This is a genomic window from Pseudomonas sp. LBUM1646 (assembly GCF_059716165.1).
Map to the genome: position 1 here is coordinate 3,727,117 of NZ_CP166810.1, position 25,348 is coordinate 3,752,464.

Consider the following 25,348-nt stretch of genomic DNA (forward strand, 5'->3'; position numbering starts at 1 on the left):
GACCGCAGCGATGGATGCGCGGAAGATTTCGCCACCGGATCACCCCGCCCGGTTGTAGTGAGAATTCGTTTCGAGGCAGGTCTCCTGGCTGACGGTGTGCCGACTTTGCGGGCCTGGCATTCACTGCGCCTTCCCGCGAACCCTTTGGAGGGGGTTTGCAGTGGCGTGGCAGCGAACATCACCGTTCACAGTTGCGGGGGCAGCCGCGGCATCGACCGCGTTCCCTTCTTAGCTTCGGCAGACGCCGAAGAACCTCGAAAGCGCAAGGCTACGCATGGTGTGGGGGCGGGTCAATGTCTGCGGGGTGATGATCGTTCCCTCGCTCTGCGTGGGAATGCCTCAACGGACGCTCCGCGTTCGGCTCTGGATGGGACGCGGAGCGTCCCGGGCTGCATTCCCACGCAGAGCGTGGGAGCGATCAGGTCAAACGAGAACCCTTGCCAATTGACTACTCCGCCCCGCCCATGCTCTCCTACACGCTTTGTTACGGGTGCCCTTCACAGGGTGAAACGGGAAACCGGTGAATCATGTGCTTTACTCTAAAGCCATGTCAGTCCGGTGCTGCCCCCGCAACGGTAAGCGAGCGAAGAATCAGATCCACTGTGCCGGCAGTTCGGCATGGGAAGGCGATTCTTGCAGGTTACGGCGCAAGCCTTGACCCCTCGTGAGCCCGGAGACCGGCCCGCAACACAAAGTGACCAGTACGATCACTGAATAACAAACCCGCGGTGGGCGGGCGCTGTTTGAACCTCTGCGCGCACGCTCGCAGGGGTTTTCATGCGCTCAATTCACCCGCTGACAGACCAGAGGGAAGCGCCATGTCGATCATCAGCAGCACCGGCCACACAACCGCCAGCACCACCACAACCCTGAGCCAACGCCTGACCGCCGCCGTCTGCGCGTCGATCCTTGGCGCGTGCCTGGTGTACTTCGCCGGTTTCTCGCACATCGAAGCGGTGCACAACGCCGCGCACGATACCCGTCACAGCTCCGCGTTCCCGTGCCATTGAGACCTGCCGACATGATCAAGCGTATCGCGCAAACTGCAGGTTTCACCGGGCTGCTGGCCGCCCTGTTGCTGACCCTGCTGCAAAGTTTCTGGGTGGCCCCGTTGATTCTGCAGGCGGAAACCTATGAAAAATCCGAGCCTGCCGCCGTCGTAGCTCACGAGCATACCGAAGGCGCCATGGCCGCTCACACCCACGATGCCGAAGCCTGGGAGCCGGAAGACGGCTGGCAGCGCGTGCTGTCCACCACGGGCGGTAACCTGGTGGTAGCAGTCGGTTTTGCATTGATGCTCGCCGGGCTCTACACCCTGCGCGCGCCGACCAAAACCGCTCAGGGCCTGCTCTGGGGCCTGGCGGGTTATGCGACCTTCGTTCTGGCGCCGACCCTCGGCCTGCCACCTGAATTGCCGGGCACCGCCGCTGCCGATCTGGCGCAACGGCAAATCTGGTGGATCGGCACGGCAGCCTCCACCGCTGTCGGCATCGCACTAATCGTGTTCAGCCGTCACTGGCTGATGAAGATCCTCGGCGTGGCGATCCTCGCGGTTCCGCATGTCATCGGCGCACCGCAACCGGAAGTCCACTCGATGCTGGCCCCGGAAGCTCTGGAGTCGCAGTTCAAAATTGCTTCGCAGTTGACCAACGTGGTGTTCTGGTTGGCCCTCGGCCTGATCAGCGCCTGGTTGTTCCGCCGCAAAAGCGATGGTCAATACCACGCATGACCGATAACAGCACAGCACCGACCTTAGTGGTCGGCCTGGGCTGCCAGCGCGGCTGCCCCGCCAGCACGTTGCGGGCGCTGCTCGATCAGGCACTGCAGGCGCATCAAATCGAACTTCGGCAGATCAAGGCCCTGGCCAGTATCGACCTGAAACGCGATGAACCGGGCCTGGTCGAGTTGGCCGCGCAGCTTGGGCTGGAACTGATGTACTTCAGCAGCGCCCAATTGGCGGGCTATCAGCCGCAACTCAGCCATCAATCGCAAATCGCCTTCGAACGCACCGGCTGCTACGGCGTCGCGGAAAGTGCGGCCCTGGCACTGGCCGAGCACTTGGCCCAGGCACCCGCGAAGCTGCTGATTTCGCGACAAAAATACGCCCAGGCCACCCTCGCATTGGCCAGCGCTGCATAAAGTCCCCGATAATCCCCGCCTCGATCATGAGCAATCTTCATCTGAAGCCTTGCCCAGGCCTCTTTTCTGACAGGAACCGACGATGACCGTCTACTTCATTGGCGCTGGTCCCGGCGACCCGGAACTGATCACCGTCAAAGGCCAACGGCTGATTCGCAGCTGTCCGGTGATCATCTACGCCGGCTCGCTGGTGCCTGCGGCCGTGCTGGAAGGCCACCAGGCCGAAACCGTGGTCAACAGCGCCGAGTTGCACCTGGAACAGATCATAGAACTGATCAAGACTGCCCATGCCAGGGGACAAGACGTGGCCCGTGTGCATTCCGGTGATCCGAGCTTATACGGCGCTATCGGCGAGCAAATTCGTTACCTGCGTGAACTCGATATCCCGTTTGAAATCATTCCAGGCGTCACCGCAACCGCCGCCTGCGCCGCGCTACTGGGTGCCGAACTGACCCTGCCGGATATCTCACAAAGCGTGATTCTGACCCGCTACGCCGACAAAACCGCGATGCCAGCCGGTGAGGAACTGGGCAGCCTGGCGCAGCATGGGGCAACCATGGCGATCCACTTGGGGGTCAATCATCTGGAGAAGATCCTGGCTGAATTGCTGCCGCATTACGGCGCGGACTGCCCCATCGCGGTGATTCACCGGGCGACCTGGCCGGATCAGGACTGGGTCGTGGGCACGCTTGAGGACATTGCCGCGAAGGTTGAGGCCAAGGGGTTTCGGCGTACGGCGTTGATTTTAGTGGGTCGAGTGCTGGGGAGTGATCAGTTTAGTGAGTCGTCGCTATACCGCGCGGGGCATGCGCATTTGTATCGCCCGTAGAGTGATCGTTCCCACGCTCTGCGTGGGAATGCCTCAACGGACGCTCCGCGTTCGGCTTTGGATGGGACGCGGAGCGTCCCGGGCTGCATTCCCACGCGGAGCGTGGGAACGATCAAAAAAAACGGCGCTCACGGGGCGCCGTTTTTTAAGTTTGCAGCGAACACCTTACTTAGTAGTAGGCGTTTTCTTTCTGCGTGTGGTCGGTCACGTCGCGAACACCCTTGAGCTCGGGAACGCGTTCGAGCAAGGTGCGCTCGATGCCTTCGCGCAAGGTGACGTCTGCCTGGCCGCAGCCCTGGCAACCGCCGCCGAACTTCAGTACGGCGATGCCGTCTTCGACCACATCAATCAGGCTGACCTGACCGCCGTGGCTCGCGAGCCCCGGGTTGATCTCGGTTTGCAGGTAGTAGTTGATGCGCTCGTTGACCGGGCTGTCGGCGTTGACCATCGGGACTTTGGCGTTTGGCGCCTTGATGGTCAGCTGGCCGCCCATGCGGTCGGTGGCGTAGTCGACTACCGCGTCGTCCAGGAAAGCTTCGCTGAACGAATCGATGTACGCGGTGAAGCTTTTGAGCCCCAACGCGGTGTCTTCAGATTTTTCTTCGCCCGGCTTGCAGTAAGCAATGCAGGTTTCGGCGTACTGGGTGCCAGGCTGGGTGATGAAGACGCGGATGCCGATGCCTGGGGTGTTCTGCTTGGAGAGCAGATCTGCCAGATAATCGTGGGCGGCGTCAGTGATGGTAATAGCGGTCATGGAAACTCCTCGCAGGCTTGGGCGCAGTTTACGCCAATCATCGCGCTGCACAAAGTCCTAGTATTTTTGTCGGGAAAGCGCCAGCGCGGGTTGAGCAGCTGTTTCGCCGTCAATCCAGGCTTTAAGCCACCGATAGCTGCGTTTTTCCACCCATTCGTAACTTGCCCAGGACGCCAGGCCAATGGTCGCCGCGCAAACGGCGAACATCGCGTAGGGATTCACGCCATAACGCTGTGCGACAAATCCACCGGCGGATAACACCAGCACGTGCATCAGGTAGACCGAGTAGGAACAATTACCGAGCAGTGCAAACACCCGGTTGTTCTCGACATAGCGTTCCAACGAGATGCACGCCATCACCAGTACGGCGCTCGGCAAACCCCAGACGAGGAATCGAGGTTCCGGCGCCCAGTGATAAATGGCCAATAACGAGCAGCCAATCCCCAGCAGCGGCAGCCACAACCCCTGCTTGATCCAGCCTCGGCGGTAGATCATGCCGATGGCGATCCCCAGCAAGAACTCATAAACGATGTCCGAACGGTAGAACTCGCTGACCCAGCCATAACCGGTCCAGGCCTGACACACCGCGAACAGCAACGCCGCGACGATCAATAGCCTGAAGTGCAGGCGGAACAGCAACGCCCACCCGAACAACAGGTAAAACAGCATTTCGTAGTTCAACGTCCAGCCGACGTTGAGTGTCGGATAAATCCCGTAGCCACCTGGATTCTCCGTAGGAATAAACAACAGCGACAGCAGGAAATGCGACCAATCCACGCTCTGATCGGGCAATACCGGTCGGGCAAACACCACCACCAGCGCCATCAGCACCGTGTACAGCCAGTACGCCGGGACGATCCGAAACAGCCGATACAGCAGGAACCGCGTCGGCGGCAGCGACTTGCCCTCGGTCGACAGAAAAATCACCAGGCCGCTGATGACGAAGAACACATCAACGCCCACCGCGCCCTTGTCGATAAACGCCTGCCCCACCGGACCTCGGGCCTGGAAGTCGAAGAAAATCTGCATGAAGTGGTGGCCAACCACCGCCCAGGCAGCGATGAAGCGCAGGGCTTGTACCGAAATCAACATCAACCGCCCTCCCGTCAAATCACCCCACATCCCTGGCAGGAGCGAAGCTTGCTCGCGAAAGCGGTCTGACAGTCGACATCAATGTTGAATGTGACGGCCTCTTCGCCAGCAAGCTTCGCTCCTGTGGGGGATTGGCGGTGCATTACAGATGGGACACCGAGCGATCTTCAAAGGTCGATCAAAGATTCTCGTACCGGTTCATGTCCAGCACGCCCTCTTCCACCGGGTCGGTTTCGTGGATGTAGGTACTCAGGTCGTGGAAGTAAAACCAGAACTGCGGATGGCTGCGCCGAATCCCCCAGCGTTCGACGATTTTCTCGAAGCGATGAGCGTCCTTGGCGTTTTCCATCGCGTCGACAAAATCAGGCACCTGCTCCGCCGGGATGTTGAACATGAAGTTCGGATAACTACTGAGCACGCCCGGATAGATGGTCAAGGTGTCGAGCCCCGGCTGATAACGCAGGGATTCACCGAGCAGGAACGCCACGTTGCTGTGGGCGCGGTTGCGTAACAGGCTGTAGATCTCGCGGTTGCCGCTCGCGGTTTCAATGCGCAGCAGGGTCGCTTCCGGCAACTGATCAATCACCTTCAACCCCGCCGCCGGCCGCGATGTCAGGCGACTCAGGGCCTGCTCGGCGTTCTGCAACGCCGGGTCGATGTTCGGCCGCGAGCAATAGGCGCCGTCGCAGCGGTTGATCGGATCGGGCTTGGCATTGAGGTCGCCGTAACGGGTCAGCAACTGCATGGCGAAATCCCGTTTCGGGTCTTTTTCGTCGAGTTTCAGCGCCGTTGGTTTGTCATTGTCGATGGCTTCGTAATCCAGCCACATCTTGAACTTGCCGCTGCTCTGGTACCAATCGTCGAGGTAGTCGTTCCGGGAATCGGCGGGCATCAGGCGCAAAAAGTTCTGCTCGGCGCCGTTGCGGATCAGGTCGAAATACAGCCGCGTCTGAGCCTGGTGGGAGACGTTGCCGAACACGTCGAAGTTGACCGCCAACTGGTAATAGGTGCGCTCCAGCAGCGGGTAATCAAATAGCCAGATGGTTTGCGGCACATCACCGATCAGGCCTTTGTTCACCGAAGCGCTGTCGAAATGCCGAAAGATCGTCAGCAGCGCATTGTCATTGCCCGCCCACAACGTCGACCAGCTCGGCGCCGGTGCATCGGCGTAACTGTCCCGACGCAGGGCTTCGTATTCGTTGCGCTTGTTACGGTAGTCGTGCCACAGGCTCAGCACGCTGCCGACATCGTCGTTCTGCCCCGGCATCGCCAGCAACGGCGTGGCCTGGCCGCGGTAATTCGGGTCGGTGATATAGAGGTCGTGCTCCGGCGCCTGGAACAGCGCCCAGAAGTTATCGCGAATCACATCAGTGGCGATCTGGCCCCGGCACACCGGGCCGCGAATAAAGGTGCGCACGAAGTACTCGGCGTTATCCAGCATGAACTGATAGCGCGCCTGGGCCGGAATCGCCTCGAACGTGGTGAACGGATTGGCCCGGCGCTCCGGGCCGTAACCGGGCAAGGCGTTGACCTGCCAGTTACCGCTGAAGAACAGGCTCTTGACCCGAGACAGCTTCGCCGCGCTCAGCGGATAGGTGATATGGGTCTTTTGGACGATCACGCCCTGCACCGGCCACAGTCGGTAATAAACCTGTGTACCCGGATCGTCGTTCGGACGGCGCGTATTGATCAGGTCGATCGGCTGGCCGGTGGGCGTACGCGAACGCACCCATTGGAAAAAATGCCCCGGTTCGCCATCCTTGAAGTCAATGTGCGCCAGGAACCAATGTTCGAACAGCCAACGCCCTACCAGGCTGCCACGAGAGCCCGGCGCGTTAAGCAGGTTTTCCCACTGAACGACTTGCAGCGCTTCTTTGGCGCTGGGCACCAAACCTTGCTCGTCAATCGGTGCGCCGGACGCGAGCCAGCGCTGCAAGGTCTGGTACTGCTGATCGGTCAAGCCAGTCACCGCCAGTGGCATGCCTTCTTTCGGGTGGGCACTGGCGTAACCGTCGAACTCCGCCGGCATCGCGCACATGTTTTCCCGGTTCAGGCCCAGCACAATGTCTTCCGGCAACTTGGCGTTGGGGGTCAACGGGGTTTTGTGGCCGAGTTCCAGCATTCGCGCCATCAGCGCCGCCTGGCTGCCCTGAGCGTCGAGGACCGAATAGAAGTCCTTGTGCTGCCAGGCCAGTTTGCCGAAGGCGTCATAAAACAGCCGGGTTGGCGCCGCCGCCACGCTGCGCTCACCGTCATAGACCGGGACTTTGGTTGCGCCTCGGGCCGCGCCTTCGCCACTGCCCAGGTTGAGCTGACAAGCGGAGTCGTAGCAGGCATGGCAGGCCACGCACTTTTCGGTGAAGATCGGTTGAATGTCACGGGTGTAGGAAATTTCGGGACTTTGCGCAGCGGCGCCCCAGCTTGAAAGCAGCACTAAAATGCTGACGACGACGCGATACGACATATCCCTGGTCCCGATCATGACAAAACGCCGCGATTCTACCGGTCTACCACCGCCACCAACATGAGCGATATTCATGCAAAACCGTGACATGCTCTAAAAGCGCACAGGTTTGCTATTATCCCGGCCCTTCGTCATGGTCTTTCCGAGTAGTCCAAATGTCCGATCGCAGTGTTCGCCTTCAAGCTCTCAAGCACGCCCTCAAAGAGCGCATCCTGATTCTCGACGGCGGCATGGGCACGATGATCCAGAGCTACAAGCTCGAAGAGCAGGATTACCGTGGCAAACGCTTCGCCGACTGGCCGAGCGATGTGAAGGGCAACAACGACCTGTTGGTGCTGACGCGCCCGGACGTGATCGGTTCGATTGAAAAAGCTTACCTGGATGCCGGCGCCGACATTCTGGAAACCAACACCTTCAACGCCACCCAGGTTTCCCTCGCCGACTACGGCATGCAAGGCCTGGCGTACGAGTTAAACGTAGAAGGCGCACGCCTGGCCCGCAAGGTAGCCGACGCCAAGACCCTGGAAACCCCGGAAAAGCCGCGTTTCGTCGCCGGCGTGATCGGGCCGACCAGCCGCACCTGCTCGCTGTCGCCGGACGTCAACAACCCCGGCTACCGCAACGTGACCTTCGATGAACTGGTGGAAAACTACACCGAGGCCACCAAAGGCCTGATCGAGGGCGGCGCCGACCTGATCCTGATCGAAACCATCTTCGACACCTTGAACGCCAAAGCCGCGATCTTCGCCGTGCAAGGGGTGTTCGAGGAGTTGGGCATCGAGTTGCCGATCATGATCTCCGGCACCATCACCGACGCTTCCGGCCGCACCCTGTCGGGCCAGACCACCGAAGCGTTCTGGAACTCCGTGGCCCACGCCAAGCCGATCTCGGTCGGCTTGAACTGCGCCCTCGGCGCCAGCGAGTTGCGTCCGTACCTGGAAGAGCTGTCGAACAAGGCCGACACCCACGTCTCGGCGCACCCGAACGCCGGCCTACCGAACGAATTCGGCGAGTACGACGAACTGCCGGCGGAAACCGCCAAGGTCATCGAAGAATTCGCCCAAAGCGGCTTCCTCAACATCGTCGGCGGTTGCTGCGGCACCACACCGGGTCACATTGAAGCCATCGCCAAAGCCGTGGCCGGTTACGCACCGCGAGTGATTCCGGAGATTCCGAAGGCGTGCCGCCTGTCCGGCCTGGAACCGTTCACCATCGATCGCAACTCGCTGTTCATCAACGTCGGTGAGCGGACCAACATCACCGGCTCGGCCAAATTCGCCCGTCTGATCCGTGAAGACAACTACACCGAAGCCCTGGAAGTCGCCCTGCAACAGGTCGAAGCCGGCGCCCAGGTGATCGACATCAACATGGACGAAGGGATGCTCGATTCGAAGAAGGCCATGGTGACCTTCCTCAATCTGATTGCCGGTGAACCGGACATCTCCCGCGTGCCGATCATGATCGACTCCTCCAAGTGGGAAGTGATCGAAGCCGGCCTGAAGTGCATCCAGGGCAAGGGCATCGTCAACTCGATCAGCATGAAAGAAGGCGTCGAGCAGTTCATTCATCACGCCAAACTGTGCAAGCGCTATGGCGCCGCAGTCGTCGTGATGGCCTTCGACGAAGCCGGCCAGGCCGACACCGAAAAGCGCAAGAAAGAAATCTGCAAACGCTCCTATGACATTCTGGTCAACGAAGTCGGCTTCCCGCCGGAAGACATCATCTTCGACCCGAACATCTTTGCAATCGCCACCGGCATCGAAGAACACAACAACTACGCCGTCGACTTCATCAATGCCTGCGCCTACATCCGCGATGAGCTGCCGTATGCACTGACCTCCGGTGGCGTGTCCAACGTGTCGTTCTCGTTCCGCGGCAATAACCCGGTGCGCGAGGCGATTCACTCGGTGTTCCTGCTGTATGCGATTCGCAACGGCCTGACCATGGGCATCGTCAACGCCGGCCAATTGGAGATCTACGACCAGATCCCCGCCGAACTGCGTGACGCCGTGGAAGACGTGGTGCTCAACCGCACCCCGGAAGGCACCGACGCCCTGCTCGCCCTCGCCGACAAGTACAAGGGCGACGGCAGTGTCAAGGAAGCCGAGACTGAAGAGTGGCGCGGCTGGCCGGTCAACAAGCGTCTGGAACATGCCCTGGTCAAGGGCATCACCACGCACATTGTTGAAGACACCGAAGAATCCCGTCAGTCGTTCACCCGGCCAATCGAAGTGATCGAAGGTCCGTTGATGTCCGGCATGAACATCGTCGGCGACCTGTTCGGCGCCGGCAAAATGTTCCTGCCGCAAGTGGTGAAATCCGCCCGCGTGATGAAGCAGGCCGTGGCCCACTTGATCCCGTTCATCGAACTGGAAAAAGGCGACAAGCCGGAAGCCAAGGGCAAGATCCTGATGGCCACGGTCAAGGGCGACGTGCACGACATCGGCAAGAACATCGTTGGTGTGGTGTTGGGCTGTAACGGCTACGACATCGTCGACCTCGGCGTGATGGTGCCGGCGGAGAAGATCCTGCAGGTCGCTAAAGAGCAGAAGTGCGACATCATCGGCCTGTCCGGTTTGATCACGCCGTCGCTGGATGAAATGGTCCACGTCGCCCGCGAGATGCAGCGCCAGGACTTCCACCTGCCGTTGATGATCGGTGGCGCGACTACTTCCAAAGCGCACACGGCGGTGAAGATCGAGCCGAAATACAGCAACGACGCGGTGATCTACGTCACCGACGCCTCCCGCGCCGTGGGCGTGGCGACGCAGTTGCTGTCCAAGGAATTGAAGCCGGCCTTCATCGAGAAGACGCGCCTGGAATACATCGAAGTCCGCGAGCGCACCGCCAACCGCAGTGCCCGCACCGAACGCCTGAGCTACCCGGCGTCCATCGCCAAGAAGCCACAGTTTGACTGGAGCACTTATGAGCCGGTCAAGCCGACGTTTACCGGTTCTCGTGTGTTGGACAATATTGATCTGAAGGTGCTGGCCGAGTACATCGACTGGACGCCGTTCTTTATCTCCTGGGACCTGGCCGGCAAGTTCCCACGCATCCTCGAAGATGAAGTGGTCGGTGAAGCCGCTACTTCGCTGTACGCCGATGCCAAGGAAATGCTCGCCAAGCTGATCGACGAGAAACTCATCAGCGCCCGTGCGGTGTTCGGTTTCTGGCCGGCCAACCAGGTGCGTGAGGACGACATCGAAGTCTATGGCGATGACGGCAAGCCGATTGCCAAGCTGCATCACTTGCGTCAGCAGATCATCAAAACCGATGGCAAGCCGAACTTCTCCCTGGCCGACTTCGTGGCGCCGAAGGACAGCGAGATCACTGACTACGTGGGCGGGTTCATCACCACCGCCGGGATCGGCGCCGAAGAAGTGGCCAAGGCGTATCAGGACGCGGGCGACGATTACAACTCGATCATGGTCAAGGCCCTGGCCGACCGTTTGGCCGAGGCTTGCGCTGAGTGGCTGCACCAGCAGGTGCGTAAAGAGCACTGGGGTTACGCCAAGGACGAGACGCTGGACAACGAGGCGCTGATCAAAGAGCAATACACCGGCATCCGCCCTGCTCCTGGCTACCCGGCCTGCCCGGATCACACCGAGAAAGGCACGCTGTTCGCCCTGCTCGACCCTGAAGCCAGCGAAATGCACGCGGGCCGCAGCGGCGTGTTCCTCACCGAACACTACGCGATGTTCCCGGCGGCAGCGGTCAGCGGCTGGTACTTCGCGCATCCGCAGGCGCAGTACTTCGCCGTGGGCAAGATCGACAAGGATCAGGTGCAGAGCTATACGTCGCGTAAAGGCCAGGAATTGAGCGTGACTGAGCGTTGGTTGGCGCCGAACCTCGGTTACGACAACTAAGTTCCCTGCCCATGAGCGTTCCCATGCTCTGCGTGGGAATGCAGCCCGGGACGCTCTGCGTCCCAAAGCGGACGCAGAGCGTCCATTGAGGCATTCCCACGCAGAGCGTGGGAACGATCAACGTCAACACTTCCCGCCCTCGCCCCTACAGGATTCGCGTCGATTGTCTATGCTTGCCTGACACACAAACATGACGAGGGATTTATGGACGATCCAGTCGACAACAAGCCACCCACCTTGTGGCAGATGCTCCATAGCGTGATAGCCGCGGCATTCGGGGTGCAGAGCGGGAAGAATCGCGCCCGGGACTTCACCCACGGCAAGCCGAGTCATTTCGTGATTCTGGGGGTTCTGTTTACGGCGATTTTTGCGCTGTCGCTGTTTGGCATCGTGAAACTGGTGCTGTTGCTGGCCGGGGTTTGACCGGCCTCAGTGCATCAGCGTTTGCAGGCTGAACGGATAACGATAGGAGGTCGGCCGCCCCTTGGCTGACAGCTGCCGGAAGTTCACCCCGAAATCCGGCGAATCGCCCATGGCCAGCAATCGCTTGGCCTGGGCCTTATCGATCAACTGCAACAACGGAATTTGCCGGTCACGGCCACCATACTGATTCAGGTCCACGCCCTGATCGATATCGTGCAGTTCCACCAGTGCCCAGCCGCCCAGAGTGAAGTGCCCCCCCAACAACACGCTCAAGCGCCCGTCGACCAAAGCCTTCAGGGCTGCGGGAGAGGAGTTGAACGCGCTGAATAACCCGTCCTTGCCGGGCGTGCCCCCCGTCTCCGCATACGCCTGCATGGCGCCGAACGCCATCTCGTCATTGGCCGACCACACCAGCGACACCTTCGGGTATCGCCGAAACAGCAGTTTCGCTTGTTCATAGGCGCGTTCACGGGTCCAGCCGCTGTAGACCAGTTGGCGCAAGCGCACCTCAGGGTGTTCGGCCAAGGCGCGCAGCATGCCTTTTTCCCGCAGTTGCGCCGAGGGGGTGATTTTCAGGCCGGAAAACGCCAGTAACTCGACGGTTTGGCCAGGCGCCACCGGCGGATGCAGGCGGATCAGTTCCTTGAGCATCAGGTAGCCGCCCTCCTCGTCGTTGGGCACCAGGCTGCCCAAGCGATCCGGGCGGTCACCCAGCAGGCTCAGTTGATTGTCGGTCAGGGACGCATTGACCATGAACAGCTTCACCCCGCTGCCTTGGGCCAGGCGCAGAATTTGCGGGGCTACGTATTGTTCGTTGGCAAACACCAGGTAGTCCGGCCGATGAGGCCCTTGCAGCGCTGTGCGGGCCTGGGCAATCGTCAGTTCGGGCATGCGTTGGGAATAGAGAATCTGCAAGTCCATGCCCAGGTCCCGGGCAGCCGCCTGCATGAATTGCGAATAGCTGATCCAGAACGCTTCTGTGGTGCTGCCCGGATTAAGAAACAACACCGTCGCCGCCTGGGCGCACGGTCCAAAGACCGAACCGAGCGTCAGCAATACACCCAACAGAAACTTCAACATTAATGGTCCGAGCCCCGGAAATTCGCCGCGCATTATAGCCAGCGAACGCCCGAAAAAACGGGGATTATTCCGATTTTGTCCGACAATCCGTCGAAACCGGGCCCGGACAGTGTCGCTATTGGTGACTGACCCAGAACACCGCTGTTCCTACGACCAGGATGATCAGGAACAAAATCGCCCAGGCATCGACCGTACTGTCGCTTTTCCCTGCTTTGGTTGGGTTGCTCATTGCATCGCCTCTTGTCGGTTTTATCGGTGATTGCATAAAGACTCGACCACAGTAAAGACGACGATTGCCCGCACCACAAATGTGGGTTTAGCAATAATGGATCTCGTTAGTCGTTTTGGTTCTTTACATATACTCAAACATCACTTTTGCGCATAACTGCAAACTGGTATCTTGCCCCGGCTCCGTAGGGAGTGCGCGGCCGTGCGCGCAGAATTGCCGAGGCAGTATCGGAAACTTCAGCAAGCGAAAAACGCAACTGGAACCGACCGGCCCAAGCCTGAGAACAGGACTTATATGTACGTATACGACGAGTACGATCAGCGGATCATCGAGGACCGCGTCAAGCAGTTCCGTGATCAGACCCGACGCTATCTGGCAGGCGAGCTGAGCGAAGAAGAATTCCGCCCCCTGCGCCTGCAAAATGGCCTTTATATCCAGCGTTTCGCCCCGATGTTGCGGGTGGCGGTGCCTTACGGCCAACTGACTTCGCGCCAGACGCGAATGATGGCCAAGATTGCCCGTGACTTCGACAAGGGCTATGCCCACATCAGTACCCGGCAGAACGTGCAGTTCAACTGGCCGGCGCTGGAAGACATTCCGGACATCCTCGCTGAACTGGCGACCGTGCAGATGCACGCGATCCAGACCAGCGGCAACTGCCTGCGCAACGTCACCACCGACCAGTTCGCCGGTGTCGCTGCCGATGAGTTGATCGACCCGCGTCCATGGTGCGAAATCGTCCGTCAGTGGACCACTTTCCACCCGGAATTCGCCTACCTGCCGCGTAAATTCAAGATCGCCATCAACGGTTCGACCTCCGACCGTGCAGCCATCGAAGTCCATGACATCGGCCTTGAGCCGGTGCACAACGCCGCGGGCGAATTGGGTTTCCGTGTGCTGGTCGGTGGCGGCCTCGGTCGTACCCCAGTGGTTGGCGCGTTCATCAATGAATTCCTGCCGTGGCAGGACCTGTTGAGCTACCTCGACGCCATCCTGCGGGTTTATAACCGTTACGGTCGTCGCGACAACAAGTACAAGGCGCGGATCAAGATCCTCGTCAAAGCCCTGACCCCTGAAGTCTTCGCGCAAAAAGTCGATGCGGAAATGGAGCACCTTCGCGGTGGCCAGACCACGCTGACCGAGGCCGAAGTGCATCGCGTTGCCAAGCACTTCGTTGATCCGGACTACAAGGCCCTGGACAATCAGGCTGCCGAACTGGCTCAGTTCGACAAAGAACACCCTGGTTTCGCCCGCTGGCGCACCCGCAACACCCTGGCGCACAAGAAGCCAGGTTATGTGGCGGTGACCCTGTCCCTGAAGCCGACCGGCGTTGCACCGGGCGACATCACCGATAAGCAGCTCGACGCCGTGGCCGACCTGGCCGAGCGTTACAGCTTCGGTCAACTGCGCACCTCCCACGAGCAGAACATTATCCTGGCTGACGTTGAGCAGGCTCAGTTGTTCACCCTGTGGGGCGAGTTGCGCGAGCAAGGTTTCGCCACGCCGAATATCGGCTTGCTGACCGACATCATCTGCTGCCCGGGCGGCGACTTCTGCTCCCTGGCCAACGCCAAGTCGATCCCGATTGCCGAATCGATCCAGCGTCGTTTCGACAACCTGGACTACCTGTTCGACATCGGCGAGCTGGACCTGAACATCTCCGGCTGCATGAACGCCTGTGGTCACCACCACGTCGGCCACATCGGCATCCTCGGGGTGGACAAGAAAGGCGAAGAGTTCTACCAGGTTTCCCTGGGTGGCAGCGCCAGCCGTGACGCCAGCCTGGGCAAGATCCTCGGCCCGTCCTTCGCCCAGGAAGCCATGCCTGATGTGATCGAGAAGCTGATCAACGTGTACATCGAACAACGTCACGAAGACGAGCGCTTCATCGACACCTATCAGCGTATTGGCATCGACCTCTTCAAGGAGCGCGTCTATGCAGCGAATCATTAAGAACAACGAGGTCGTCGACGAAACCTGGCACTTGCTGCCCAAGGATTTCAACATCGACGAGATCAGCAACTGCGACGACCTGATCGTGCCGCTGGCGCTGTGGCGCGAACACGGTCGTATGCTCAAGGCCCGCGATGGCGGCCTGGGTGTGTGGCTGGACGCCGATGAAGAAGCCGAAGAAATCGGTGACGACGTGGACAACTTCCAGGTCATCGCCCTGAACTTCCCGGCCTTCACCGACGGCCGCAACTACTCCAACGCCCGTCTGCTGCGTGACCGTTATGGTTTCAAAGGCGAACTGCGGGCGATTGGCGATGTGCTGCGCGACCAGTTGTTCTACCTGCACCGCTGCGGGTTCGACGCGTTTGCCATTCGCGCCGATAAAGACCCGTACGAAGCCCTTGAAGGTCTCAAGGATTTCTCGGTGACGTATCAGGCCGCTACCGATGAGCCGCTGCCGCTGTTCCGTCGCCGCTGATCGCTGAAAGACCTTGAGTCTCGGCCGTGTGCCGGGACTCAAGGTTTTTTTTCGCCTGTCAGAAAGTGCGAGCTATTGAGCGGTGCCCGACGCCCGATAGTCAGCAATGCGTTCCTCCAGCCTGCGCAGGCTGACAAAGGGGTCAGCCTCGTCGATAGGCGCCCACTGCGCCTCCAGGAACAGGTGCCGGCACAGGGGCGGTGATGCCTCCATCGCGTCTACCATCCGCCATACCCGTTGTTGCAGCGGCAGGTAGTCCACCTGAAAATCCGCCGTGCGCCGAAGCACCTCAAGCGTGCCAAAAAACCGTTCGCTGCCCACCTTCGCCAGCAAACGCTCCCAACGTTGTACCTGCAAGGCCGACTGCGGCGGCGAAAGCCCCACCAGCCAGGCTTGCGGCCGGGCAATATCAAGGTTCGGCGGTCCTATCCACACGTTGATTCCGCTTTGCTGGCGGTGGGTCATTACCCAATGCAGCGTGTCCGCATCGCTCAATGGATTACCCATCACCAAGACGTTATCCGGGCTCACGGACTGTTTTCGCACCGCGTCGGGAATCCGCGAAATCCGGTTGTCGCGCAGATCCAGACGCTGCAGATACGGGTGATCGAGAATCCCCACCGGACAGACACTGATCCCCGTGGCGCGTAAGTTCAGACGCCGCAATGCGGGCATCTGCAGCACCATGGGCGGAACATTCAGTGGGTTGTCGCTGAGGTCGAGTTCTTCAAGACGGGTCAGTTCGCCCAACTTGCCAGCCGTTTGCTCGGTCAGCGCCAGATGGGTCCCCTTTAGATTGAGGCGCGTGAGTTGCGTCAATTGCCAAACAGGCTCAGGCACGCCAGCGCTCCACCCACCCTGCGGCTGCGCGAGACGCAGGTCGGTGCCCTCCAGATCCAACGTGCGAAGGTTGGGGAAGCATTCCAGAAACCTTGGCAGACTGTCGCGCTGCGTTATCGTGAAGTTCGAGGCAGAGAACGCTACGACATCCGGCAGTTTGACGTTCAGGACAGGCAGACAGTGCATCTGTTCGAAGTCAAGGCCCAAGTGAAAGCCCACAAACTGCCCCTCGACATACACACGGCTAGCCGGCTCGCCCCGCCGCTGCCACAAGGCTTCCAGGTCCATGGACAGCTCGATTCTGGATTGGCGTTCATATTCCATGGCGTCGTTGATGCGCTCGCCGTTTTCCTCTTCAATCTCCTCGACACTCATGCCTTGGGCATTCTCATCACCCGGTTCAAGCAACTCGATATCCATGTCTTCGGCATCGGCCTCGACCCGCTCGATCCAGTCCACCAAGTCGATGCGCAATTGCCGCAACTGAAAGTTGAGGCTCGCCATTTGGGTCTGGACGCTCGTGCCCCAGCGCTGCATAAATGCCTCGACCTCTTGCGCCGTCATCTGCGGATAGATGTCCTTGAGCTGTAACTTCACGACTTCCAGGGACAGCACCTCGCCCTGAGCCGTGACCGGATACCCGCCACCGCGCAAGCCCAGGCTGTCGAACGGCATGCCCGAATCCATTCGACGCAGCCCCACTTCGAGTTCGGCGCGAGGTAGCGCAGATTCACGGAGTTTGACCTGCAAGTCCTGAAGTGCGCTGCCTGGGCGCAAGCCCAGGGCGGAGCGTTGCTCGGGGGGCAGCGCATCCAGCAGCGCAGTCGGGAAGTCTCGCGTGCTGCCCGCCACTGGCGGGTTTGCCTGATACCGCGAACCTTGCTTGATCAGTTGGCGATAATGACCGCCCGCGCGAGGGCCGATGCTGTCCTGCACTCGGGCGCCATCGACAATCTCGATGCGCGTCATTGGAGACCATCCCGGCAACCGCGACAGCGAATGCAACGCCAGCACGTCGCTGTCGGCACACTCGACCGAGCGCAGGTAAAGACCTTCGTAGGCACGGGCCAACCGCACATGAAACTCATACTGCTGCGCCTTGGCGCTCAGCTGGCTCAATACCCGTTTGGCGTCGGCCGGGGTATGGGGCGCTTCGATCTCCACGCCGGAGCGCTCGAGTATCTGTTCAATGGCCCCCTTGGGTAATCCCGGATAGTGCTGCTGGAACAGTTTCACCCACCCATTATCCGAGTGCTGGAGCGCCGCGTAGCGTTGCTGGAACTGCTCGACACTCTGCACCTCCCGGTCGATTCGAAACCGGGCAATGGTGTCCGCCAGGATCGGCGTTGGCGCCCGCCGCCCGGCCTGCATCAGTTCCAGCAGTTCATTGTCGATCTCGCAAACGTGGCCGATCTGGCCCAACACTTCGTCGCTCAGCGACTCAACCTCGGGGCCGAGGCCACGTAGCAGGCGAAGCCGAACATCGGCCGCCATCGACGGTGCGGGCAACGACTCTTCAAGCACCTCGGGCACATCAATTACCTCCGGCACATGAACATTGGCCGATGCAGCCTGCGTCTCGGACTTGATGGCCGCGCCTGCCAACGGCAACGCGTTCAGCAAACCAAATACCGTACGGGTGACTCCGGCGGAGCGCTCATCCGGCGTCTTGCCCGCCACCGCCTGATCCAGGCCATAACCGGCATCGATCAACCCCGCCAGGGCCAGCAAACCTTCACTGCCCGGGACGAACAAGGCCAGCGGCCCGAAGCGGCTGATCCACTGCACCACCGGTTCAATCACAGCACTGAGGTTGTCCCGGTTGACCTGGGCATCGTCGCGAATGCTGTCGATGCTCGCCTGGGCGGCTTGCTTCATCTCCCGCACCCAGTGCGTGAACGGGTCAGTGGTGTCGGTCAGCGCCTTCAGGTGAATGTAATCGGCCGCAGGCCAGTACCCATCGTTATTGAAGAAACCGTGTCCCTTCTTCATCCGGTATTGCCGGGGGTAGATGGCCATACCCGCCAGCGCGGTCAATACGCCGGCATGGAAGGTGCCGTCCTCACGGTCGTCTTCGGCAAAATGCGCCGCCAATGCCTGACGTTTGAGAGCGTCCCGGCCGATATCGAGCACCCACTGATACAAGGCCGGGAGACCGACAAACTCCTGAAACGGCGATGAGTTCCCCGGAACGTAGAGCACAATTCGCCCGGAGGCCTTGTCGGTGAAGCTCCAGATATCGGTGGAGGTGTAGCGATAGAGGGTCAGGCGCGCCGCTTCGATTGACGGATCAATCGCTGCCCGCACCTGCATCTGCTCGACCGTCAAACGCCCCCACGTTTGTTGCCTGCTGAGTCCCGCAGCGCCCAGCGCCACAGCGAGCCCTCGCGCGCTCAAGCTGTTTTCCTGGTGTTGCAACCAGGCGGCCATCACAAACGCAGCCTTCACGGCCGTACGCAGTGGGTAAGCATCGGCGGCGAGCAGTGGCTCGTCCTCAGGCCAGGCATTACGCACATAAGCGGCGTACAAGTCCTTGAACTCCAGCGTCCAGACCCACTGCTTGAACGCGGCCGGTTGCAGGGCCAGTTGGGTGTCCGGGCCGTACGTTTGCGGGGTGATCTGGCGGTAGATGCCTTCGTAATCACGAAAGCCGCCGCCGGGGTTGATCGACTCGTCGATGCTGACGATACGCACCGACGGTCCGGTCACGGGCGGCGTATACAGCCCGAAAGCCGTTTCCCCGAAGCGCCCCGCGCCTACGGTCTGGTAGTTCCTCAACAACGCGTGCACCAGACTTTGTGAGGCGCCCACCTTGCCCAAGTGAATATCCCCAACGACGGGATAACCATAAAAATCATAATTGAGGTCTACCAGCAGCGCCTTCGCGGGCTCGGCGCCCCAGCGTTGCTCGATCAACGTTGCCGCGTATTGCGCTGGCGTCATTGGCAATACGCGCTCCAGGGCAAGGCTTGCCATGCCCTGTTCACTGCCCAAAATGGGCGTATGCAGTTCAACTGTCTTCATAAGCAATCCTTTGCAATGATCGGTTGTTCGGGACGTGTGCGCTTCAGCCGGCCACCGCCACCGGCAGTAACAGCCCGGGATTCCTTTCCAGGGTGTGCGACGTCAAGTGCCTGAACAGCGCCGTACGTTCGTTGGCATAGTTGGTGACGATGCCGTCCATGCTTTGGGTGAACTGCTCGCGGGTATAGTTCTGTCGCCCGTCCAGCTGGGCAAAGGACACCGCGGCCCGTATGACCAGCTCGTCGAACTGTTCGCGATAGACACTTTCCAGGTATTGGGTCCAGAATTCCTGAGCCGTGATCCAGTCCATCAACTGCGTGGTGTGCTCTGCCTTCACTACCTCCGTGTAGACCCAATCGAGGGTCTGCGGGATCACCTCGACACCCAGCCGGAAGTTCATCTCCCGAGGCTGGGCCGGCAGATTCAGCCGCTCAGCCAGGCCGATCCGATAAGACAGGCTGATTTCCATGGCTTGCTCGTCGGTGACCGGGCCGGTGCGCCGGCGCGAGAGGATGTTTTTCGAGGCCAGCCGCTCGACTTCCTGTAGCCGGAACAGACCGCGCAGCAATCGGGCCAGTTCACCTTCCAGGGTGTCGGCTCCGGTTCGGGCGACACTCATGGCCCGGTAACACAGCACCCGCACGTGCAAGTCACTGAACAACAATGAATAGCCATCGGCACTGATGCGGCCGGTGTTAGCCATGCGGAACAGTGATCGCCGCAAGGCATCGTCTTCGGTCGCCGCCGACACCACGTCCCAGACCCGCTGGCTCAATGAGCGATAAACCATCCGAAAATCGGCGGTGTAACGCAGTTGCGTCAGCAGCAAAAAGAACGGCCGGCCTTCCGGGTAGGCTAACAACGAGCTCCATAGCAAACGCTTTCGCACCGATTCCTCGACACTGGCACCTGTCAGCCAGGTAGAACTCATGGTCATGTCCTCCACGACCTCAACCAGTGCCAGCGACTGCCCGGAGGCCGTCAGGCCGAGGCTGATTTCCGAGGTCAGTTGATAACTCAAGACCCGCTGTTGCGTCTCGGGGGTCAGTGGATTACCGGCGATTTCAGTCCCACTGTTCAACTGGCTGGAAGCGGCATAAACGTCTTCGGGGATCTTGCTGATGCGGTTGTAACGCAGGTCCAGGACCCGCAGCCGGGACAGCCCGGTGGCGCCCGGTGGCCATTCATCGATGCCCGTATTGCACAAGTCCAACCGTTCGAGCTGGGTCATCTGCGCAACATTGGGCGTCAGGTTCAAGGTCGGGTTATGACTCAGGTTCAGGGTCTTGAGTTGGGTCAGTCCGGCCAGTTCATCGGCAGAAGCGCTGGTCAGGCGAATCTGGTTTTCACTTAAATCCAGGGTTTCAAGCCGGGGCATATTGCCTATGGCCTGCGCCACCCGAGTCAACTGATTGCCCACCAGTGACAGTTTTCGCAGTTGTCTGAAGTTATGCAAAAAGCTGTTCAGCCCGGCACTCGCTCCGACGCGATCCATTATCAGCGTGCCAACATGGCTGAAATCCCCGGTAATGAGCGGCATGTCCCCCATCTGCAACGGCGGTAACGACAGTTCATACAGCCGGCCATCGAGGGTGAACTTACTCGGTGTTTCCTTGCGCCAGCAGCGGATAATTTCCAGGGCGACCCTGGTTTTGGCCAGCGCCGAGACTTTGAGCCTTGCCCCCTCCGACGCGTAATACCATGTGTCGCGCTTGATCCAGTTTTGCAGCACTTCATGCAAGGTCAGAAACTCGAGCCTGAGGCTCTCCAGCTTCCTGACGGCCAGTATCTCGACCGGCCCCAGCCCGGTGAGAAAAGTATCGATCTGTTCCAGCGTATGAGTGGGGTACAGCTCTTGGGCACGACGGATCAGTGCAGCCGATTTGCCCGTCGACGTCACCGTCCGGGAGGGCAGCCCGGTCGCGGTACCCAGCAAGGGATCAGCCAGACGCATGGGCGAGACATAACCCGCATGGCGAAAGGCAACGCCCAGCGCCTGACCGGCCATCTCGCGACGCTCCAGTGCCAGCGCGGTGATCTTTTCCCGCAGCGCCACGCCGCGGTCATCCGCCACTACACCCAGCGCCGCACGACGAAGTGGCGAAAGCCCTTCCCAGAGGGCCTGGAAGTAATGCTCACGCGTGCGCCCGGGGAGGTAGCTGCGCACTTCATAATTTTCGTCCGCGACGTCGTATCGATCCGGGTGGGCGCTCATCAACAGTTTTTGTGTCGCAGTTTCCGAGCCCAGGCTGGCGAAATCTTCGGTATAGAACGACCACTCCAGCAAGCGGATATAAATATCGCCTGTCCAGCCCGGCAGACGCTTGAGGGTATTGAATACCAACCGATCGGTGTCGATCCCGCCGGCAGCGCTCAAATAGAGCCCCTCATAGGCCCGGCTGATACGCACCACCTGCTGAAATCGGCGGGCTTCCTCGGCCAGACGCAAGGGTACTTTGCCGGCGTCGAGCTCATCCCATTCAACGCTGTTGGCATAATGGACCAACTCATCGAGGATGCTGACCGGCAGGTCGGGGAATTGATTGCGCAAGGCTACGCAACGGCTTCCGTGCGCAGACGTGACGCGCTGGTACACCCAGGCAAACAGAGCCAGCCGCTGAACATCAGCCTGCTGCGCCAGCGCTTTCACCAGGGCTTCGACCTGTTCGGCAGGCACCTTGGTCGTCGAGCCCAGAAGGCTTTCCCGTTCAGTGGCGCTCAGGCCCGCCAGCAGGCTGGGGTAGAACTGCCCTTTGTGAACCTGCGCCTGGGTCAGGGCGATGGTTTTGCCCGTGGCGGTGGCATCGGCATGGGCGAATGCCTCAAGCGTCTTGCCTTCGGCATCGACCACTTTGATCCGCGTCTGCGTCGGCCATTTCTTCAGTGTCGGCAATAACCGCAATTGCAAATCTGCATCGGCCAAAGCCGCGGTCGTTACCCCGTTCAATTGCTCAATGAACCGCATCACCGTTTGATCGGCCGCAAAGCGTTGAACGGTGTCGACCAACAAGGCCGGCGGATTGACGCGGTCGATCAGCGCCCGACGCAAAACCCGCTCATCAATGGCACTGACCGTCAGAATTTGCAGCGCCCTGGCATCCGGGATGTCTCGCTCCGAGTAGCCCATTCGTCGAAACAGCCGCAGTCGATCCCACTCCCGGGGCAGTTCGGAATCGTGACGCCAGGCGCCCGCGTCGTTGGTTTCGAGTCGTGGCAGATAGCGGTCCCGAATGGACGGCCGCTGCACTTCCCACAGACCGCTGTTCGGCTGCGGTCGAACGGCATAGACATGTTTGCCGACCACCAGATAAGCCTGGCCGTCGAGCCAGCGCAGGCCTCGCTCATCAGGCTTGAGCCAGGCCGGCAGCGTGATGCCCTGGCGATACGGCACCAGACTCGGTTTCCACAACCGCTCCTCGTCACCGCTCAACCTGATCTGGCGCAAGCTTTCAACAAAGCCCGAACCGCGCACTTTGAGGTATGCCGCTTTAGCGGCACCAATGCCCGCGGACAGCGTCGCCATGATGATGAGATTTTCCAGCGTATCGAAAAAATAATCCGTGGCCTGCTCCTGCTCCCCGGCGGCCCAACTGTCGATGGCGTGATACACGCCGCCCAACAGTTCCACCGCCGCCACCGCCATCAATACCTCACCCACCACCGGAATAAACGACGCGGCGAACAGCGCGATATCAACACCTATCTCCTGGTAGCTCTCCAGTCGGGCCAACCGTGATTTTTCGTCTTCATCATCAGTCGGCACGACCAGTTGCCGCGCGTTCGCCATGGTGAGCACCACGTGCTGGCGATACAGTTCGGCAAACGGATCGCTGCCCGAGGCAATGGCGGTAATGGGGATAAAGGCTGTGGCGGAAGGCAGCATAAAGCCCGCTGTAGGCCGCAATAATCGGTCCTTGATATGGCTTTGAAACCTGGCACGGTCGGCCAATGAGACGGCCCCAGCGACAAACGTTTGAAACGTTGCGACTCGTAACCGAGTACTGAAGTGGAATTCAAACTGCCTGTAGGTCGGGTACTGCTTCAATGACTGATCCGGGTCGCCCGGCACATACAAAACGCAAGGGTTGTCGCGATAAGCCCCGTCGCTGACCGACACCAACAGTATGGCTCCATGAATCGCTGTGCCCAACAAGTCCAGGCGTTTGTAAGCAACGCTATGATTGTCGAGCTTGATCGACAGCTTGTTTTCCAGAACCTGCCCCAGCATCTGAAAAACCTTCTCATCGATGTGCCCCTTCATCAACGCCATCTGCCGGTCGGCATCAAACCGACGCCGCGAGTGCGCCGTGCATTTATCACGGACTTCGCCGTTGTTGGCGTACGGTTCGAACACGCTGTCGAGATGGGTTTGGTATTGCTTGCCCAAGTCCAGAGTGCGGCACAATTGAGCAAATTCATGGGGCTGGATTGCCAGCACAACATTACCTCTTCCGTTAACTCGCTCCGGCTGATAGATCAAGGATTGTTCATGATAGTTATCGGCCAGAGTTTCACTGACCTCAAAGTTTTCACAGGCTGCGGAAAGCAAGTCCCGATCGATGGGCAGCACGAGTTTTTTCCGTAGCCCCAACAAACTTGAAGTAGAGCGAACATGCTGAAAAACGACGCCTTTTATATCCAGAGGCACTCCCAACTTATCCGATAGAGCCTTGGCCAATAGCGGGGCACAGAACTGTTCCGGACTTTTCAACCCGGCCATGGCCTTGACGGCATCGGCGCGGGAATGGTGACTGCCGATCAGGCTGGCTTGCAGGGCCTTGCGCCTTTCAGAAGTGGCCTTGAGCAACCATTGCGGGAGTTCTTTACGCTTGAAGAAATCAAAAAAGACACCTTGCTCTTCAGGCGTCATGGTCTGAGCTTTTGAATCATTTGAAGTTGAAGACATATTCAGCGAGCCTTGCGACTGATAAGAACATTTAGTCTATCGCCCGACACCTCAAACAAAAGCGCTAATAGTTGATAACAACCACCACAAACAAATCAACAATTCAAACGCAAGCAATACATATATACCACCTGCAAACTTCCAACTTGTGCCGCCCTTTAAAAAAACAAATAGACCGCCCACAAAAAAGCCCGGCCACTTAAATTGGCCGGGCTCATATCGAAGTTACCAGAAGCGCTGTTGGGTCAGGCGACTCCACCAACTCAGCAACACGCGGTCGATGGAGCCGCTGGCCGCCAGGCCGACGCGTTCCTGAAGGCTCTTGCGTTCAGCGTAATGCAGGTGGAACAACTCGGCGCCCTTGGCGCGCTCGGAGAGGTATTCGTCGCTGGTCTTCAGCTCGTCAACTAGCTGCTTGTCCAGCGCAGCGACACCGAGCCAGACTTCGCCAGTGGCGACTTCGTTGATGGCCAGTTGCGGGCGATAGCGGGCGACGAAGTTCTTGAACAGCGCGTGGGTGATGTCCAGATCCTCCTGGAACTTCTCCCGGCCCTTCTCGGTGTTTTCGCCAAACACGGTCAGGGTGCGTTTGTACTCGCCGGCGGTCAGCACTTCAAAGTCGATGTCGTGTTTCTTCAGCAAGCGGTTGACGTTGGGCAACTGCGCCACCACGCCGATGGAACCGAGGATGGCGAACGGTGCGCTGATAATTTTCTCGCCGATACACGCCATCATGTAGCCGCCGCTGGCAGCGACTTTGTCGATGCACACGGTCAACGGCACGCCTGCGTCGCGGATACGCGCCAGTTGCGATGACGCCAGGCCGTAGCTGTGAACCATGCCGCCGCCGCTTTCCAGGCGCAGGACCACTTCGTCCTTGGGCGTAGCGAGGGTCAGTAGCGCGGTGATCTCGTGGCGCAGGCTTTCAGTGGCCGAGGCCTTGATGTCGCCGTCGAAATCCAGCACAAACACCCGGGATTTGGCCTCGGGTTTCTTCTTCTGTTTTTTCTCGGTTTTAGCTTGGGACTTGCGCAGGGCCTTGAGTTGATCCTTGTCCAGCAAGGACTGCTCCAGGCGTTCGCGCAAGCCTTTGTAGAAATCGTTGAGTTTGCTGACCTGCAACTGACCGGCCGACTTGCGCCGACCTTTGCTGCGCAATGCCGCGAAACTGGCCAGGACTACCAGAATGGCGATCACCAGTGTCACGGTCTTGGCCAGGAAACTGGCGTACTCGGCAAAAAACTCCACACAGGACTCCTTCAAAACGATGC

15 protein-coding genes and 2 riboswitches are annotated in these 25,348 nt (G+C 59.8%); of the genes, 8 read left to right on the top strand and 7 right to left on the bottom strand.

Annotated elements, in window-relative coordinates:
• Positions 1–57 precede the first annotated feature (57 nt).
• A riboswitch (cobalamin riboswitch) is annotated at positions 58–272 on the bottom strand.
• 199 nt (positions 273–471) lie between these two features.
• A riboswitch (cobalamin riboswitch) is annotated at positions 472–700 on the top strand.
• Positions 701–818: 118 nt separating this feature from the next.
• The 4 genes from ACA071_RS17095 (at position 819) to cobM (ending at position 2,968) form a co-directional block, all read left to right on the top strand.
• Positions 819–1,010 (top strand): CbtB domain-containing protein, encoded by a 192-nt coding sequence (locus tag ACA071_RS17095; protein ID WP_214382938.1) that lies wholly within the window; start codon positions 819–821, stop codon positions 1,008–1,010.
• Positions 1,011–1,021: 11 nt separating this feature from the next.
• A complete protein-coding gene (locus tag ACA071_RS17100) occupies positions 1,022–1,729 on the top strand; it encodes a CbtA family protein (RefSeq protein ID WP_213938106.1) in 708 nt (235 codons plus the stop codon).
• On the top strand, positions 1,726–2,139 hold the full coding sequence (locus ACA071_RS17105; protein ID WP_497640233.1) for a cobalamin biosynthesis protein: 414 nt from the start codon (positions 1,726–1,728) through the stop codon (positions 2,137–2,139). Before ACA071_RS17100 ends, ACA071_RS17105 begins: the two co-directional genes overlap by 4 nt.
• Positions 2,140–2,221: 82 nt before the next feature.
• Positions 2,222–2,968, top strand: a complete 747-nt coding sequence (gene cobM / locus ACA071_RS17110) for a precorrin-4 C(11)-methyltransferase (RefSeq protein ID WP_497640234.1) — start codon at positions 2,222–2,224, stop codon at positions 2,966–2,968.
• Between the two features lie 169 nt (positions 2,969–3,137).
• Here the strand turns inward: cobM and nfuA are convergent, their stop codons facing one another.
• From nfuA to ACA071_RS17125, 3 genes are all read right to left on the bottom strand, one after another.
• Positions 3,138–3,722 (bottom strand): Fe-S biogenesis protein NfuA, encoded by a 585-nt coding sequence (gene nfuA, locus ACA071_RS17115; protein WP_497640235.1) that lies wholly within the window; start codon positions 3,720–3,722, stop codon positions 3,138–3,140.
• 57 nt (positions 3,723–3,779) lie between these two features.
• Positions 3,780–4,814: an acyltransferase family protein gene (locus ACA071_RS17120; RefSeq protein WP_497640236.1), complete on the bottom strand. Its 1,035-nt coding sequence runs from the start codon at positions 4,812–4,814 to the stop codon at positions 3,780–3,782.
• Positions 4,815–4,992: 178 nt separating this feature from the next.
• Positions 4,993–7,278 (bottom strand): fatty acid cis/trans isomerase, encoded by a 2,286-nt coding sequence (locus tag ACA071_RS17125; protein WP_497640237.1) that lies wholly within the window; start codon positions 7,276–7,278, stop codon positions 4,993–4,995.
• A gap of 155 nt (positions 7,279–7,433) precedes the next feature.
• Here ACA071_RS17125 and metH point away from each other — a divergent pair, with 155 nt between their 5' ends.
• Both metH and ACA071_RS17135 read left to right on the top strand, forming a co-directional pair.
• On the top strand, positions 7,434–11,144 hold the full coding sequence (gene metH, locus ACA071_RS17130; RefSeq protein WP_497640238.1) for a methionine synthase: 3,711 nt from the start codon (positions 7,434–7,436) through the stop codon (positions 11,142–11,144).
• Positions 11,145–11,348: 204 nt separating this feature from the next.
• Positions 11,349–11,567, top strand: coding sequence for a DUF2970 domain-containing protein (locus tag ACA071_RS17135; RefSeq protein WP_497640239.1), 219 nt, complete (start codon positions 11,349–11,351; stop codon positions 11,565–11,567).
• A gap of 6 nt (positions 11,568–11,573) precedes the next feature.
• On the opposite strand, the gene ACA071_RS17140 is transcribed toward ACA071_RS17135, so the two are convergent.
• Positions 11,574–12,647: an ABC transporter substrate-binding protein gene (locus ACA071_RS17140; RefSeq protein ID WP_497640240.1), complete on the bottom strand. Its 1,074-nt coding sequence runs from the start codon at positions 12,645–12,647 to the stop codon at positions 11,574–11,576.
• 523 nt (positions 12,648–13,170) lie between these two features.
• Here ACA071_RS17140 and ACA071_RS17145 point away from each other — a divergent pair.
• Positions 13,171–14,829 (top strand): nitrite/sulfite reductase, encoded by a 1,659-nt coding sequence (locus ACA071_RS17145; RefSeq protein ID WP_497640241.1) that lies wholly within the window; start codon positions 13,171–13,173, stop codon positions 14,827–14,829.
• Complete coding sequence (locus ACA071_RS17150) at positions 14,813–15,307, top strand: DUF934 domain-containing protein (RefSeq protein ID WP_149658171.1); 495 nt, start codon at positions 14,813–14,815, stop codon at positions 15,305–15,307. The genes ACA071_RS17145 and ACA071_RS17150 overlap by 17 nt, the downstream gene beginning before the upstream one ends.
• A 72-nt stretch (positions 15,308–15,379) precedes the next feature.
• Here ACA071_RS17150 and ACA071_RS17155 read toward each other — a convergent pair whose 3' ends face one another.
• The 3 genes from ACA071_RS17155 to sohB all read right to left on the bottom strand — a co-directional run bounded on the left by ACA071_RS17155 (position 15,380) and on the right by sohB (position 25,325).
• The gene (locus tag ACA071_RS17155) at positions 15,380–19,171 is read right to left on the bottom strand and encodes a dermonecrotic toxin domain-containing protein (protein WP_497640242.1); all 3,792 of its coding nucleotides are present in this window, start codon (positions 19,169–19,171) and stop codon (positions 15,380–15,382) included.
• Positions 19,172–19,214: 43 nt separating this feature from the next.
• Entirely contained in the window at positions 19,215–24,041 is a 4,827-nt protein-coding gene (locus ACA071_RS17160; protein WP_497640243.1) for a dermonecrotic toxin domain-containing protein, read from the bottom strand.
• Positions 24,042–24,302: 261 nt separating this feature from the next.
• Complete coding sequence (gene sohB, locus ACA071_RS17165) at positions 24,303–25,325, bottom strand: protease SohB (RefSeq protein ID WP_497640244.1); 1,023 nt, start codon at positions 25,323–25,325, stop codon at positions 24,303–24,305.
• Between the last annotated feature and the right edge of the window lie 23 nt (positions 25,326–25,348).

Excerpts from the sequence above, each read along its gene's own strand:
- ACA071_RS17100 (WP_213938106.1), top strand. The coding sequence starts at position 1,022 with ATGATCAAGCGTATCGCGCAAACTGCAGGTTTCACCGGGCTGCTGGCC.
- ACA071_RS17135 (WP_497640239.1), top strand. The coding sequence starts at position 11,349 with ATGGACGATCCAGTCGACAACAAGCCACCCACCTTGTGGCAGATGCTC.
- ACA071_RS17120 (WP_497640236.1), bottom strand. The coding sequence starts at position 4,814 with ATGTTGATTTCGGTACAAGCCCTGCGCTTCATCGCTGCCTGGGCGGTG.
- ACA071_RS17125 (WP_497640237.1), bottom strand. The coding sequence starts at position 7,278 with ATGTCGTATCGCGTCGTCGTCAGCATTTTAGTGCTGCTTTCAAGCTGG.
- ACA071_RS17155 (WP_497640242.1), bottom strand. The coding sequence starts at position 19,171 with ATGAAGACAGTTGAACTGCATACGCCCATTTTGGGCAGTGAACAGGGC.
- ACA071_RS17105 (WP_497640233.1), top strand. The coding sequence starts at position 1,726 with ATGACCGATAACAGCACAGCACCGACCTTAGTGGTCGGCCTGGGCTGC.
- metH (WP_497640238.1), top strand. The coding sequence starts at position 7,434 with ATGTCCGATCGCAGTGTTCGCCTTCAAGCTCTCAAGCACGCCCTCAAA.
- ACA071_RS17160 (WP_497640243.1), bottom strand. The coding sequence starts at position 24,041 with ATGACGCCTGAAGAGCAAGGTGTCTTTTTTGATTTCTTCAAGCGTAAA.
- ACA071_RS17140 (WP_497640240.1), bottom strand. The coding sequence starts at position 12,647 with ATGTTGAAGTTTCTGTTGGGTGTATTGCTGACGCTCGGTTCGGTCTTT.
- nfuA (WP_497640235.1), bottom strand. The coding sequence starts at position 3,722 with ATGACCGCTATTACCATCACTGACGCCGCCCACGATTATCTGGCAGAT.
- ACA071_RS17145 (WP_497640241.1), top strand. The coding sequence starts at position 13,171 with ATGTACGTATACGACGAGTACGATCAGCGGATCATCGAGGACCGCGTC.
- ACA071_RS17095 (WP_214382938.1), top strand. The coding sequence starts at position 819 with ATGTCGATCATCAGCAGCACCGGCCACACAACCGCCAGCACCACCACA.
- ACA071_RS17150 (WP_149658171.1), top strand. The coding sequence starts at position 14,813 with ATGCAGCGAATCATTAAGAACAACGAGGTCGTCGACGAAACCTGGCAC.
- cobM (WP_497640234.1), top strand. The coding sequence starts at position 2,222 with ATGACCGTCTACTTCATTGGCGCTGGTCCCGGCGACCCGGAACTGATC.